Below are 13,952 nucleotides of genomic sequence, written 5' to 3'. Positions count from 1 at the left end.
GTGAACTCCGCAACTGCCCGGCGTCCGCGTCTGGTCTTCCTCAGCTCTGTCGCCACGCCTCAGCAGGTGAAGTTCTGTACTGCCCTGCAGGACTACTTCGACGCCACCTTCTGGTTCTATGAACACCCGGACCGCACGCGCGGCGCCTGGTGGCGTGTCGACCTGGGCGCCCATTGCGAGGTGCTGTCAAGGGTGCTGTTCGCCAAGACCGGACCCTTGGCCGAGCGCTATCTGCCACTCGGCTTGGAAGAGCGCCTGCGGATACTTGATCCTGACATCGTGATGGTCGGCGGCTTTTCGATCCCGGGAAACTGGCTTGCCTACCGTTGGGCCATCCGGAACGGCAAGCGCGCGGTGGTGTTCACAGAACGCTCGCGTGATGCCAGCGGTGCCCTGCGCAAGAACAACGTGGTCTGGAAACTGCAGCGCTGGCTCTATCGCGACGTGCACCAGGTCATCGTCAGCGCAGACGACGCCGTCGAGCAGTTTCGAGACGAGTTCCAATTCGGCGACAAGGTGGTCGCCGGGCGATACGCATCCGATCTGGACGATTACTTCAGACATCCCGAACGAAAGGCACGCTCCGCCTACACCTACCTGTTCGCCAACCGGATGACGGAGATTTACAACCCCTTGGGGGCGATCGACATCTTCGCAGCCATCCGCAGCCGGCATCCGGGCTCGCGGCTGCTGATGAACGCGGCCGGGGAACTGGGTGGCATATGCCGCGAACGCATCGCGGCGCTGGCGCTTACCGAGGATGTCGACTTCCTGGACGGCCTGAAATCCTGGAGCGATTTGAACGACGTGTATGCACGCAGTGATGTCCTGCTGCTGCCCGCCCATTTCAGCAATGGCAACTTCACCATCCTCGAGGCCATGGCGTCGGGCATGGGCCTGGTCATCAGCAACCGCATCCTGGGCATCGGGAAGATGGTCGAGGACGGCCACAACGGCTTCAACTGCGAGCCAACAACCGACCAGTTCGTGGACCGGGTCGAGCGCTACATCGCAGACCCAGCCCTGTTCAGGAAGCACGCGCAGATCAATCGCGCTCTGGTAGCGCCGCTGGGTGCCAAGGGCACGGCAGCGCGGTTCGACGAGATCCTGAATCGGGATGTCCCGTGCAAGTGACAGACGCTGCGCCGTCTGCTGGCGTTTCGTATCGGTCGACGGCCTTCGCGGTCATGTCGCCTTCGCGGTCTTCCGGCACCACGGCTGCATCTGGTATGTCCAGGTCCGATTGGGTGCGAATCGGACCCCTGTGTCTGGTCACGTCAGGCGCGATGTTCACGGTCGTGGCAATCACCTCGGACGGCATGTTGTGTGGATCCGGGCCGACCTTGCCCCTGTCCGGCCTGAGTTGGTTGGCGTTAGCCTTGCTGGGAGCCTCCAGCGATCTCAACGGTCTGCGCGACCCAGGCTTGATCGCCTGTCGCATGCTTTGGGCGTTGAGCTTCGAGCAGCTTTTCTACCTGTACCTGCCATTGCTCGCCGGGTTCTTCGTGATCGTGGCTAGTGGCAACTTCTTGTTCGGTGCCATTGGAAACTCGGCATCCGGAATGTTGGGCGACGTGTCGTACGGCATTTGCCTGCTGCACGGGATCTGCCTGTGGGTCGCCTTCCGGATGGTGGCGACCGACCCTGTGGCCGAACGCATGACCGCGCAGCAGCACTGGTGGGTGATCCTGGCCATCACGCCGGCATTGGTTCTGGCAGCCCATCTGGCCTATCGACGCATCGAGCGGTCCTGCCTGGCTATGACCCCGCGCCTGACCGACTGGCTTCGGTCACGAGCTGCACGTTGATATGACCCGCACCATCCATCTCTTCAGCCATGGCGCTGAGCACACCACCGCCCAGTACTTCTACCGCGCCGCGAAGCTCGATGCCGCACCGGTCATCTACTGGGACAAGGCCCCGGACCTCTCCGTGATTCGAGCCGAAGACCTGTTCGTCTTCATCGATCCAGCGCCGGACTGGCCGCTTCATCTGGAAGCGCTGCCCTGCACGACAGTGGCCTACTTCATCGACGTGCATCAGGAGCGTGAATCGCGACTGCAGCAGGCACGGTTCTTCGACGTGGTCTTCATTGCACAGAAGGACTATCTGCACTACTTCCAGGCGGAAGGGCATCGCCAGGTCCACTGGCTGCCGCTGGGGTGCGACCCCGAGGTTCATGTTCAACCGGCACCAGAACGCATCTTCGATGTCGGTTTCGTTGGCAAACTCGGCCTGCGCGGCACTGAACGGCACACCCTGCTCACCACCGTTCTGCCGCGGTACCGCAGCAATGATTACTTGGCCTACCACGCACCGCGAGACATGGCGGCCGCCTATGGCCGATCGAAGATCGTGTTCAACGCCAGCATCAACCAGGACGTGAACATGCGCGTCTTTGAGGGCTTGGCCGCGGGTGCACTGCTGGTGACCGACCGCATCCCAAACGGGCTGGACGAATTGTTCACCGAAGGCGTGCACTACGTCGGCTACAGCACGGTGGAGGAGGCGATCGCGCAGATCGATCGCCATCTGGCCCATCCGGACGAGTTGCAGCGCATCGCCTTGGCCGGTCAGCAATGTGTGCTCTCCATGCACACCTACCGTCAGCGGTGGCTGACCATCCTGGACGTCAGCGCGTCCGCGACGCGTACGGCACCGGCCCGCACGATGGGTCGCCGGGATCTCGCCACACTCTATGCACAGATCTTCGTGGGCCTGCGCATGCCCAGGCGGATTCTGGACGTGCTCTCGACCTACGGAGTCGCTGCCAAGCCTGTAAGACTGGGCCTGCTCAGCGCCGCGCGCTGGCTGAACGCGAAAGTACCGCTGACACCGAACGCGATCCGAGCTCGCTTGCGCAGCAGAAGGTGATGGGCTCCACATGAGCCCGTATCTGAAGAATATGGCGGCCATGCTGGGTCAGTCCAGCGTACAGCGCATCGCCGGCATGTTGTCCACCATGGTCATGGCCCGGTGCCTGGGCAGTGCAGGATTCGGTCTCTACAGCATCGCCTTCAACACCGGAAGCACCGCCTACAGCATGCTGCGGCTGGGTGTGGATGCCGCCCTGCATGTTCAAACGGCGCAGCCGCTGGATTCAGACGCGGCCCGTCAGACGACATCCCGTTTGTTGGGCGCGGGCTTTCTATTGCTGTCATCGGCCGGCGCCCTCGGCGCGGCAGGACTGGTGCTCGCGGCCGACACCTTGGCCACTGCACTCTACGGACGAAGCGACGTAGCCGTGTATCTTCGCATCGGCGGTGTGCTGGTGCTCTTGCAGTGCATGGCCCAGTTTGCTTATGTCGTGATGATGGGACTGCATCGCTTCAAGCAGTACGCCGCGTTCTCGGCCCTCAATTCCATCGGCCTGTCGGCGGTTCTGTCGACCGCCGCGTGGCTCGGAGACGTGCATTGGGCGCTGGGTGGGCTGGTCGGCATGCAGGTTTTAGCGTTGTGGATCGCCAGAATCCAGGTCACCCATGCGCTGCACGCCAATCAGGTGCACATCGACTTCGCTGATATCCGCTTGAATGTCGTGCGACTGCTTCGGTTGGGGTTCCCCTTCTACGCCGCCGGGCTGCTGACCGCACCGATTGCCTACCTGCTGCAGGCGTCGCTCACCAAATCAGTTGGGCTTGACGCGATGGGCGGCATGCGGGTCATCACCTCGCTGACCACCTTGATCGGGTTTGTGCCCAACGCCGTGGCGGCGGTCATGATTTCGCATTTGACCCGTGCCCGCGGTGTCGATCCGCAGGATTTCGCCGCCGGGGCCATCTACAACATCAAGGTACTGTGGTCCTTGTCGCTTCTGGCTTGTGTGGCCATGTTTGCCATCCTGCCGTGGCTGGTCACGGTGCTGTTCGGCCATGCTTACAGCAGCTATGTCGTCGCGGCTGGTCTGGCTTCGTTCAGCGCGCTGGCTGGTTGCGTCATCGGCGTGGTCATCAACGTGGCGCTGTCCTCCCACCGCGTCGACATCATCGTCAAGGCCTCGTTCTTCCAGGCCATCACTTGGTACGCATCGGGTTGGCTGTTGATTGATCGCCTGGGGTTGACAGCCTACTACGTGGCCGAGGCACTGGGGTCCACCGCAGCACTGGCCGTCGCGTTCTGGCTCAGCCGCGGGTGGCGTTTGCGCCATGGCTTCTCGCTGGACCGGTTCGCAACGCTGATCGCAACCAGCGCCACTTTCGCCGTTCTGGTGCTATGGCCCCTGGGCACGCAGCCCTCCACCGTGGCCACGGGCCGGCTGCCGATTTCGCTGCTGTTGTTCGTGGCCATCGGCTGCGCGCTTTACCGCATGGACGGCGACCTCCGTGACGGCGTCAAGGCCTTCATGGAGACACGGTCGTTGCGAAAGCCCCGCTGACCGCCCCAGCCGCCGCGCCACCCCGTGCGCCATGCCCATGGGGATGCCGCCGTACTCGACTGGTAAACTGAATCCATGAAGGAATATCACAAGAAGCCCCGTGTCCTGGTGACCGGAGGCGCTGGCTTTCTGGGATCACACCTGTGTGCCGCTTTGCTGGAGCGCGGCAGCGAGGTGATCTGCATGGATAACCTGTTCACCGGCAGCAAGCAGAACATCCGGCCGCTGATGGACAACCCGAACTTCGAGTTCATCCGACATGATGTGACCGTTCCGCTGGTGTGCGAGGTGGACGAGATCTTCAACTTGGCATGTCCTGCCTCACCGATCCACTACCAGTACAACCCCGTTCAGACCATCCGCTCGTCGGTGATCGGTGCATTCAACGTACTCGATCTCGCGCTGCAGAAGAACGCCAAGATCTTCCAGGCCTCCACCAGTGAGGTGTACGGTGACCCCAAGGTGCATCCTCAGACCGAGGACTATTGGGGCAACGTCAATCCCGTCGGCTCGCGTTCCTGCTACGACGAAGGCAAGCGATGCGCCGAGACACTGATCATGGACTACCACCGCCAATATGGTGTGAAGGTCAAGATCGCCCGCATCTTCAACACCTACGGCCCGCGCATGCATCCGCAGGATGGGCGCGTGGTGTCGAACTTCATCGTGCAAGCGCTTCGCAATGAGCCGATCACGGTGTACGGCGACGGCAGCCAGACGCGGTCGTTCTGCTATGTCGACGACCTGATCGACGGTTTCCTTCGATTGATGGATTCGCCCGACAGTCTGACGGGACCCGTGAACCTGGGCAACCCTGTCGAGTTCACGATTCGCGAATTGGCCGAGCAAGTCATCCAGCTCACCGGCTCACGTTCCACGCTGACCTTCAAGAACCTGCCCAGCGACGATCCAATGCAGCGCAAGCCCAACATTTCGCGCGCTCAGGCCGAATTGGGCTGGAGCCCGAAGGTGCAATTGGCCGCCGGACTTCAGAAGACAATTGCATATTTCGACAATCTGCTGGCGTGACGAACCTGACGGCAGGTGATGCGGGCGACGGATCCAACATCTCGGTCTGCCTGCTCACCTACAACCATGTCCATCTGATCCGGTCGACAGTTGCGTCGATCCTTGAGCAGAACCTGCCGCGGTTCGAGCTGATCATCAGCGATGACTGCTCGACCGATGGCACCTGGGAGTGCATCCTGGAGATGGCGGCCCGCGATGCCCGCATCCGCCCGCTGCAACCGCCCACCAACCAGGGCATGCCAGGCAATGCCAACTTTGCCGTCGCGCACTCGAGCCGGCCGTACATTGCCCTCCTGCACCATGACGACATTTATCGTCAGGATCTGTTGGATCTCTGGTCGGGGGTACTCGACCGGCATCCGGGTGCGGCTTTCGTGTTCAATCCATACGGTGTTCACGGCAGCAAGGACTTCCAACGAGAGCCACTGCCCGGAGAGTGCATCGACGGCCACTGGTTGCTGGACAACTACCTGCTGCCGCGCTGGGGCTGCCTGATTCGAGGCACGGCGATGATCCGGCGCGACATCTGGAATCAGGTGGGCGGCATGCGGCTGCAATATGGGCTGCTGTCGGATGTGGATCTGTGGATGCGACTTGCCGCGCGCTGGCAGGTGGGCTACGTAGACGAACGGATCATGGAACTTCGGCAAGAGCGGCCGGAGGACTACCCTGACGCCTACAAGGCCACGCGATGGTCTTGGCCGCGCAAGCGCTTTCTGTACGAGATCCACGCTCAGAATCGGCTGGACTACTGGAACCTGGGATCGCCTGTCGGGCGACTGAAGTGGTGGGGCTTTCGCGTCAAGCTGAGCCTGGAGACGGCCAAGTGGCTGTCCTACGCTGTGGTGCGCAAACGCCCGGAGATGATTTCCGAGAGTGACAAGTCAGCCACGCCCTACGACCTCTGGCCCGTCCGACTCTACCGCTCCCTGCTGAGAGCCCTGTACCGACGGTGATTCATTTGCCGCGATGAGCTCGGGCGCTGCCCTTGTGACCGGCCGACATTCAACGATAGGACCGCGGAGCGATGCTGTCGCAACTCAAGTCACCCCTGCTGGCACTGCTGGGCCGCCAACTCGCCTACCGGATCGGTCGTGCCCTGTACCTCGGCGCGCGGGGCGATATCCCGAATGACATGACGCGCAACGGCGAGACACTGGTCCAACGTTGCGTGCTTCAGGCCTTGGCGCAGTCCGGCCCCTCGGCGTCGAGCCTGGTTGCCTTTGACGTGGGCGCGAACATCGGCGATTGGAGCCTGTCGTTGATCGAACTGGCCCGTCAGGCTGGTCGGCAGGATCACCTGATCCTGCACGCCTTCGAGCCCGTACCGTCGACCCACCGCACCCTGCGCGGACGACTGCCCCAAGGCGCCGCCTGGTTGCACCTGCACGAGCAGGCCATGTCCGCAAGCAGTGGCACGGCGAACATCTATGTAGCGGCTGACAACGCCGGAACGAACTCATTGCATTCGGGTGGGAGCGAAGGCGATCGACAGGCGACGACCATCCGTCTCACCTCGGGCGCCGAGTTCTGCGTCGCCGAAGGCGTGCAGCATGTCCATCTGTTCAAGTGCGACACCGAGGGCCATGACATGGAGGTGATCCGCGGTGCCCGCCCCTTGCTGGTCGAAGGTCGGGTCTCAGTGCTTCAGTTCGAGTACAACCATCGCTGGATCTTCTCGCGCAATTCGCTGCACGATGTGTTTCTGGCAGTCTCCGGTCTGCCCTACAGCGTGTGCAAGCTGCAAGGCGAGGAGGTGCTGGAGTTCGATCGCTGGCACCCTGAACTGGACAAGTTCTTCGAAGGCAACTATCTGCTGGTCCATCGCGATGCGCGCGCGTGGTTGCCGATCCGCACGGCAGCCTTCGATCGGTACAACACCTTGACGACCCACTGATCCCATGAACATCCTGGTCGTGGGCAAGTTCTACACCGAGGGGTTCGCGCGCCACATCGCCGAGACGCTGACGGATCTGGGCCATGCGGTTCGACGGTTCGAGCCCGGGCTTCGATCGAAACCAGCGCGAAGCAGGCTGCAACATCGCCTGCATCAGGTTCGCAATGTGTTGTATGAATCCACCGACAGCCTGCCCGCCGTTCGCGCCCGTCGCATGGCCACACTCTGGGACTGCGCTGACGAGGCCCCGCTGGACGTGGTGATCGTGGCCTACGACTTCCTTTGGCCTGCCGAGGTGGCGGAGCTCAAACGACGCACAGGTGCGGCCGTGGCATTGTGGTATCCCGACGCCATCACCAATTTCAGCCGTGCCTTCTTCATGAACGCGGCCTACGACGGCCTGTTCTTCAAGGATCCATTCACCTTGCATGCACTGGGCGACGTGCTGGCCAGCCCTGTGCACTACCTGCCCGAGTGCTTCAACCCGGCTCGACACTGGTTGCCCGACGACCGGATTGGCAGCGACCCGGTCTACGCCTGCGACATCACGACGGCCGGCAACCTGCACTCATGGCGCGTGGCCTGTTTCAAGCATCTGGTCGACTACGATGTGAAGATCTGGGGTAACCCAGCACCTCTCTGGATGGCTGCTGGCGCGGTGTCCGGCATGCATCAGGGCCGCGGGGTCTACAACGAGGACAAGGTCAGGGCGTTCCGTGGCGCCAAGATCGTGCTCAACAACCTGCATTACGGCGAGATCTGGGGTGTGAATGTCCGATGCTTCGAAGCCGCCGGAGCGGGAGCGTTCCAGATGGTGGATGCCAGACCATCGCTCATTGATCTCTTCGAGGATGGGCGCGAGATCGTCAGCTTCAGAGGCATGTCGGATCTGCGGCGTCAGATCGATCACTGGTTGCCGCGCGGCGATGAGCGCCGCGCCATCGCTGACGCCGGCATGCGGCGTGCGCATGCCGAGCACACGTATGCACACCGCCTGCAGGTGTTGATCGATACCCTGGGAGGACGGACGAAAGGGCACCCCGTGCCCGGCATCGAGGTGCGGCGCCGTGCGCATTGACCGGCATTGCCCGCCGTTGCTGGCCAGCGCGGCGGCCGGCACTGCGGCGGGCTTGATCGCCCTGCTTTCGTCGCTGGATGTTCTGGATTTGCGCGGCGCCTTCGTTGCGTTGACGCTCACGCTCCTGGGCTACCTCGGCGTCGAGGTCGCACGCTTGTGCCAGCGTCAGCCCGAGCGTTGGCTGGCCAACCCGGTGGTGCTGGCGTCCGTGATGACCTTTGTCCTCGCGCACGGCGTGTCCAACTTCTTGTTCTTCGGAAACATCGATGAGCTGCTGATGGTGTCGCTGGTACCGGAGGTCACAGCGTCCATGGTCAAGCTCATGTACCTGGTGCTCGTTGGCGCTGTGGCGATGTGGTTTGGCTACTGGAGCACGAATGCCGGTCTCGCACGTCACCCTGACCAATGTGCCGCATGGCACAGGCGCATCCTGCCGCCAACCAACACCCTTCACCCGCTGACATTGCCGCTGCTGATAGGCATTGCGACGGGCGCACGCCTGCTGCAGATCGAGTTGGGAGTCTTCGGCTACGCGTCCAGCTACGAGCGTTTGATCGAAATGGGATCCGTCACCCAGTACCTCAGCATGGCCGCCAGCCTGGGCAGCATGGCCCTCGTGCTGGCTTCGCTGCAATTGTTCCGCGCGCCGCCGTCCCAGCGTCACCGCGCCTGGTTCGCCGCAGTCCTGATCTTGGAGTTTCTTACGGGCGTACTGAGCGGCTTCAAGTCCGCCCTGGTGATGCCTTTTCTGATCGTCGCCATTTGCCATTACCTGAGCACCGGGCGGTGGGCGGTCAAGTGGCTGCTCCTCGCCGCCATGGCCATCCCGTTGGGATATGCGGTCGTCGAGCCGTTCCGAAACGCCCGCAACTACGACGCCGATTTCTCCGGCGATTCGGTGGCCGGCATCGCCTCGGCCGTTGTCACCTCGACCGCGGACACATCCCGTGCGGCCGTCGAATCCGCGCCTGTTTTGTTGGCCTTTGCGGCCCGATTGAATCTCAGTTACATCGCTTCTTTTGGCATCGAGTACGCCGACCGGCCAGGCGGCCTTCCAGACACCAGCCCGAATTTCCTGACCGATCTGGTGCTCGCGCCGCTTCACGCCTGGATACCGCGCGCGATATGGGAAGGCAAGCCGCTCGGCAACATCGGCCTCTGGTACACCTATGAAGTGATGGAGAGGGATGTGCTGTCCTCTTCAGCGATGGGGCCCGTGGCGTACCTCTACTTCGCTGGCGGCGCGGTTGCGGTGTTTCTTGGATTCGCCTTCATCGGTGCCGCACACCGTGTGCTGCTGACCTTGCTGCGACCAACCGAATCCTCACCTGGCGCAGTGGTGTTCCTCGCAGTGCTAATGCCACTGATCAACGTCGATTCGGCATTCAACAGCATTCTGATCATGCTTTGGCGTGAACTGCCTCTGGCCTTGGCCATACAGTTCTTGCTGTTCCGCTCTTCAGGATCACCCTTGCCGCGTGTTGCGCACCCCGCATGATGAATCTCGTCCATGTGGTACCGCACATCGATCAAGAGGCGGCGGGTCCTTCGTATTCCATACCTCGCCTGTGCCAGGCACTGGCGGCGCTCGGTCACCAGGTTGAACTGAGCTGTCTGGCTGCCCGTGGACCAGTGGAGGGCGTGCACCTGGATCTACACCCTCAGTGGCCAGTTCTCCGGCGGCTGGCCGTGTCGCCCAGCTTGGCCAATGCGCTGGCGCGAAAGTCACGGCGCGTGGACATCGTCCACAACCACAGCCTGTGGTCGATGGTGAACATGGCTGCCGGCTGGGCTGTACCAGGCCAACATGCCAAGCTGGTGACCTCACCGCGCGGGACGCTCGCGCCTTGGGCATTGGGGCGGACTCGTCGCTACAAGCAGGCAATGTGGCCGTTGCAACGCCGGGTTCTCGACCGCGCGGATCTGCTGCACGCCACCAGCACGGCCGAGTTGCAGGACATTCGAGCCCTGGGCTACCGGCAGCCCATTGCGGTGATCCCCAACGGCATCGATATCCCGCCCGAATTCGAGACGGGGCCCGACCTCAGCAGCGGCGCAATGCGCACCTTGCTGTTCCTGAGCAGGATCCATCCCACCAAGGGGTTGGACCGGCTGCTTCAGGCCTGGCGCTCGCTGCAGGACGATCACCCGGGATGGCGGCTCGTGATCGCAGGCCTTGGAGAACCCGAGCACGAGGCCCAGGTTCGGAACCTTGCGCGCACGTTGAGTACGGAGCGCGTGGAGTTTCCCGGTCCGCTGTTTGGCGATGCCAAATCGCGGGCCTATCAAGCCGCAGATCTGTTCGTTCTGCCTACCCATACCGAGAACTTCGGCATGGTGGTCGCTGAAGCACTGGCCCATAGTTGCCCCGCCGTAGTGAGCACAGGCGCACCCTGGCAAGGGCTGGAGCGCACGGGATCGGGCTGGTGGGTAGACAATGACGTCGACTCGCTCGCCCGCGCGCTGGATTTCGCCATGCGTTGCGAACCTAAGGCATTGAAGTGCATGGGCGCCCGTGGCCGGCAATGGATGAACGACGAGTTTTCGTGGGAGACCGTAGCCCGACAAATGGCGGCGACGTACGACTGGTTACGCCATGGCGGTGCTGCTCCGTCGTGGGTCGAAGTCAGCGCTTGACAGCGCGTCCTACTTGAGTCGACCAACCATGCATGGCCATCGTTCTTGAAACATCACGAGCGGTTTTGGCGACCTGCCGGGTGTCTGCGCCTTCAAGACGAAAACCGCCGGCTTTGAGGGCTGATCATCATCCGCAGATGAGTTTCAGGACGGACATCAATGGTTTGCGCGCCCTGGCGGTTCTGGCCGTCATCGCCAATCACGCATCGCCTGCTGCACTGCCCGGTGGCTATCTGGGCGTCGACGTATTCTTCGTCATCAGCGGCTATCTGATCACCCGCAACCAACTGTCGGACATGGCGGCCGGCGATTTCTCGGTCCGGCGATTCTTTGCGCGCCGGGCCGGGCGGATCCTGCCGGCCCTATTTGTGATCTGCCTGACCAGTACGCCATTCGCCTGGTGGCTGATGGACCCGTTCGCATTGCAGAACTTTTCTGAAAGTGTGCTGGGCGTAGTTCTGCTCATACCGAATCTGTTCTTCTGGCGTCACACCTCCTACTTCGACACTAAAGCCCATTTCGCGCCGTTGATCCACACTTGGAGCCTGGGCGTGGAAGAGCAGTTCTACCTGCTTGCGCCGCTTGGATTTCTGGCTATCGCGCGATCGCGCTTTCGCAGCACCTTGCTTGTTGCTGCTGCACTGGCCTCATTGGCGTTGGCGGAGTACTTCTGGCGTATCGGCAAATCAGAGGCAGGGTTCTATCTTCCATTGACACGGGCATGGGAGTTCATCGTCGGAAGCATGGTGGCATTCGGCCGAAGCGCTGCTTCCGTCGCTGCAACGCCATTGCAGGTCCGATTGAGGTTCCTCTCGAACGTCGGCTGGGTCGGACTGGTGGCATCACTGTTCGCCCTGGATCAGAACATTCCCGTACCCAGTCTGTTTACCCTGCTGCCGGTCGCGTCAACGGCAATGATCATCATCGCCGACGAGCCTTCTGTGATCGCGTCAAGAGTTCTGGGCTGGACACCCCTGTCGTTCATCGGAACGATTTCTTACAGCCTATATTTATGGCACCAGCCTGTGCTGGCTTTTGCACGTCTTTGGTCGGGCTCCGCGCAGATGCTAGGCGTGTTGGACACGTTTGGCGCGTTGCTGCTGGTTTTGCTGCTGGCGACCTTGACCTGGCGTTTCGTCGAGCAGCCTTGCCGTTCGAGCCGGAAAGTTTCGGGCAAAGGTTTTCTTCTCGTGACGGCCGCATCGGCTTCAATCCTCATTTCCATCGGTGCGGCAGGCGTATTGTCGAAGGGATACCGCGCGCGCTTCAATGCAGAACAGCTTGGTTTGATCGATCAGTTCGACAAGCAGCAGAATGGCCGCTATGTCCAGCGAGATGGCAACGCACTTTCAGAAAAGGCGTTCAACCGCGACAACAAGCCGAAGGTCCTGATCATTGGCGACAGCTATGCCCATGATTTCGTGAACGCCACGGTTGAGGCTGGAATCAGTCGTCAGATTGATCTGAGTTTTCTCTACATTTCAGGCGCTTGCCAAACGTATCCCCATGTGGACGAGACTGAAAAGTTTGTCGCCGAAAGAGCTCGTCCCATGTGTACAGCCATGCGCTCCAGGTTGATGACCAGCCCTCAGGTTTCACAATCAGACTTGGTCGTGGTGGCCAATTACTGGCTGGATTGGAGCACCGCCAAGATGGCAGTTACCCAAAAGTTCCTTCTGGACAAGGGTGCCAAACGCGTGATCTTTGTCGGCATGAAACGTACGACTTCCCCCGACCCGGTGATGTTGGCTAGACTGCCTGTCAGTGCACGGATGGATCACCATGTGCCCGAATGGCCTGAGGTCGGAGCTCGAAACTCAGAGCTCGCGGCGGCTATCGGATCAGAGAACGTGTCCCGCATCAACGATCTGTATTGCCGCGAGGGCCAATGCCGATTATTCACAGTGGGCGGCATGCCAATCTCGATTGATGGGATGCACTTGACGCAGGCGGGTGCTCGCGCAATCGGGCACCGCCTATGGGCCGCGCCCCCATTGTCGACCTGGGCGCGGCAATTCGATGTGGTGACTGATGACCATGGCAAATCCGCACCGCCTTGAACCGCCGCGGCATCCCGCGTCTCGGTCGCTTGTCCCAGGCCACGCGATCTGGACAGGCCGATGAGCACGTGGTCCAGGATCCGGAACGATGTGGTGGCTCTGCGGCGTTGCTGCGGCACAGGACTCGCGGCGCGCTGGCTTGCGCAGGTTGTCCTCCAAGGGCGCACCATCATCCGGCGTGGAAACCTGTTGCCTGCAGATCAAGCCATGGGCAGCGGGCCCTTCGTCATACACCACCCTGCCACCGCCTTGCCGTTTGAGATCATCGGCCCAGGCGCCTTCAGCGGCATCCGTGAGATGTATGCCCGCGACACCTATTTGCGGCGCGGCACGCTGCGCATCCACGACGGTGACGTGGTGGTGGATCTGGGCGCGAACATGGGCAACTTCACGTGCCTTGCGTTGGCCCACGGTCCGCGGGTTCGGGTGGTCGCCGTGGAGCCGAGCCGCGAGATGACCGAGCGATTCCGTATCTCGGTCGGCGGCAACCCTGGCTTCGCGGCCCGGGCCCAACTGATTTCCGCGTTCATCGGCGGGCCGGACAAGGCCAAGTTCGGTACGTCGATCGAGGATGCCAACTATGCCGGTACGCTCAGCCTCAGCGAAGAGGATTTCCTCGTCCAGACGGGCCTGACGCACATCGATTTTCTGAAGTGCGACATCGAGGGCGCAGAGTTCGGGCTGTTGTCCCCGTCCAGCCGCCTGTTGCGCCTCGCGCGCAGGATCGCCATCGAGATCCATGCATTTGCCGGATCGCCGCAGACCTTGATCGACACAATCCGGGCCGAGGGATTCGAGCTCCTGACCGTCGCCTGGGATCCAGACGGCACCTGCACGGCACTCTTTGAGCGTCAAGGACGGCAACCGTGAGCCAAC

At 62.0% G+C, this 13,952-nt stretch carries 12 protein-coding genes; all 12 read left to right on the top strand.

Annotated features, from left to right (window positions below; genetic code table 11):
- The gene (locus AACH10_RS06560; RefSeq protein ID WP_341409563.1) at positions 1-1,134 is read left to right on the top strand and encodes a glycosyltransferase family 4 protein; all 1,134 of its coding nucleotides are present in this window, start codon (positions 1-3) and stop codon (positions 1,132-1,134) included.
- 152 nt (positions 1,135-1,286) lie between these two features.
- On the top strand, positions 1,287-1,808 hold the full coding sequence (locus AACH10_RS06555) for a hypothetical protein (RefSeq protein WP_341409562.1): 522 nt from the start codon (positions 1,287-1,289) through the stop codon (positions 1,806-1,808).
- Between the two features lies 1 nt (position 1,809).
- Complete coding sequence (locus tag AACH10_RS06550) at positions 1,810-2,874, top strand: CgeB family protein (protein WP_341409561.1); 1,065 nt, start codon at positions 1,810-1,812, stop codon at positions 2,872-2,874.
- Positions 2,875-2,884: 10 nt separating this feature from the next.
- Positions 2,885-4,375, top strand: a complete 1,491-nt coding sequence (locus AACH10_RS06545; RefSeq protein ID WP_341409560.1) for a lipopolysaccharide biosynthesis protein — start codon at positions 2,885-2,887, stop codon at positions 4,373-4,375.
- 75 nt (positions 4,376-4,450) lie between these two features.
- A complete protein-coding gene (locus AACH10_RS06540) occupies positions 4,451-5,404 on the top strand; it encodes a UDP-glucuronic acid decarboxylase family protein (RefSeq protein ID WP_341409559.1) in 954 nt (317 codons plus the stop codon).
- The gene (locus AACH10_RS06535) at positions 5,401-6,360 is read left to right on the top strand and encodes a glycosyltransferase family 2 protein (RefSeq protein ID WP_341409558.1); all 960 of its coding nucleotides are present in this window, start codon (positions 5,401-5,403) and stop codon (positions 6,358-6,360) included. The genes AACH10_RS06540 and AACH10_RS06535 overlap by 4 nt, the downstream gene beginning before the upstream one ends.
- Positions 6,361-6,431: 71 nt before the next feature.
- Positions 6,432-7,301, top strand: a complete 870-nt coding sequence (locus tag AACH10_RS06530) for an FkbM family methyltransferase (RefSeq protein WP_341409557.1) — start codon at positions 6,432-6,434, stop codon at positions 7,299-7,301.
- Between the two features lie 4 nt (positions 7,302-7,305).
- On the top strand, positions 7,306-8,379 hold the full coding sequence (locus tag AACH10_RS06525; protein ID WP_341409556.1) for a CgeB family protein: 1,074 nt from the start codon (positions 7,306-7,308) through the stop codon (positions 8,377-8,379).
- Positions 8,369-9,877 (top strand): hypothetical protein, encoded by a 1,509-nt coding sequence (locus AACH10_RS06520; RefSeq protein WP_341409555.1) that lies wholly within the window; start codon positions 8,369-8,371, stop codon positions 9,875-9,877. The genes AACH10_RS06525 and AACH10_RS06520 overlap by 11 nt, the downstream gene beginning before the upstream one ends.
- Positions 9,874-11,016, top strand: a complete 1,143-nt coding sequence (locus AACH10_RS06515) for a glycosyltransferase (RefSeq protein WP_341409554.1) — start codon at positions 9,874-9,876, stop codon at positions 11,014-11,016. Before AACH10_RS06520 ends, AACH10_RS06515 begins: the two co-directional genes overlap by 4 nt.
- A 32-nt stretch (positions 11,017-11,048) precedes the next feature.
- Positions 11,049-13,076, top strand: a complete 2,028-nt coding sequence (locus tag AACH10_RS06510; protein ID WP_341409553.1) for an acyltransferase family protein — start codon at positions 11,049-11,051, stop codon at positions 13,074-13,076.
- A 60-nt stretch (positions 13,077-13,136) separates the two neighbouring features.
- Positions 13,137-13,946, top strand: coding sequence for an FkbM family methyltransferase (locus AACH10_RS06505; protein WP_341409552.1), 810 nt, complete (start codon positions 13,137-13,139; stop codon positions 13,944-13,946).
- The last annotated feature ends 6 nt before the right edge of the window (positions 13,947-13,952 follow it).

It is taken from the genome of Pseudaquabacterium inlustre (genome assembly GCF_038066595.1).
Classification (GTDB): Bacteria; Pseudomonadota; Gammaproteobacteria; order Burkholderiales; family Burkholderiaceae_C; genus Pseudaquabacterium; species Pseudaquabacterium inlustre.
This window is presented reverse-complemented; position numbering and strand designations above follow the sequence as displayed.

Bases quoted from the DNA above. Each gene is read 5' to 3' on its own strand.
- AACH10_RS06510 (WP_341409553.1), top strand. From the start codon at position 11,049: ATGGCCATCGTTCTTGAAACATCACGAGCGGTTTTGGCGACCTGCCGG.
- AACH10_RS06530 (WP_341409557.1), top strand. From the start codon at position 6,432: ATGCTGTCGCAACTCAAGTCACCCCTGCTGGCACTGCTGGGCCGCCAA.
- AACH10_RS06555 (WP_341409562.1), top strand. From the start codon at position 1,287: ATGTTCACGGTCGTGGCAATCACCTCGGACGGCATGTTGTGTGGATCC.
- AACH10_RS06505 (WP_341409552.1), top strand. From the start codon at position 13,137: ATGAGCACGTGGTCCAGGATCCGGAACGATGTGGTGGCTCTGCGGCGT.
- AACH10_RS06545 (WP_341409560.1), top strand. From the start codon at position 2,885: ATGAGCCCGTATCTGAAGAATATGGCGGCCATGCTGGGTCAGTCCAGC.
- AACH10_RS06540 (WP_341409559.1), top strand. From the start codon at position 4,451: ATGAAGGAATATCACAAGAAGCCCCGTGTCCTGGTGACCGGAGGCGCT.
- AACH10_RS06525 (WP_341409556.1), top strand. From the start codon at position 7,306: ATGAACATCCTGGTCGTGGGCAAGTTCTACACCGAGGGGTTCGCGCGC.
- AACH10_RS06550 (WP_341409561.1), top strand. From the start codon at position 1,810: ATGACCCGCACCATCCATCTCTTCAGCCATGGCGCTGAGCACACCACC.
- AACH10_RS06515 (WP_341409554.1), top strand. From the start codon at position 9,874: ATGATGAATCTCGTCCATGTGGTACCGCACATCGATCAAGAGGCGGCG.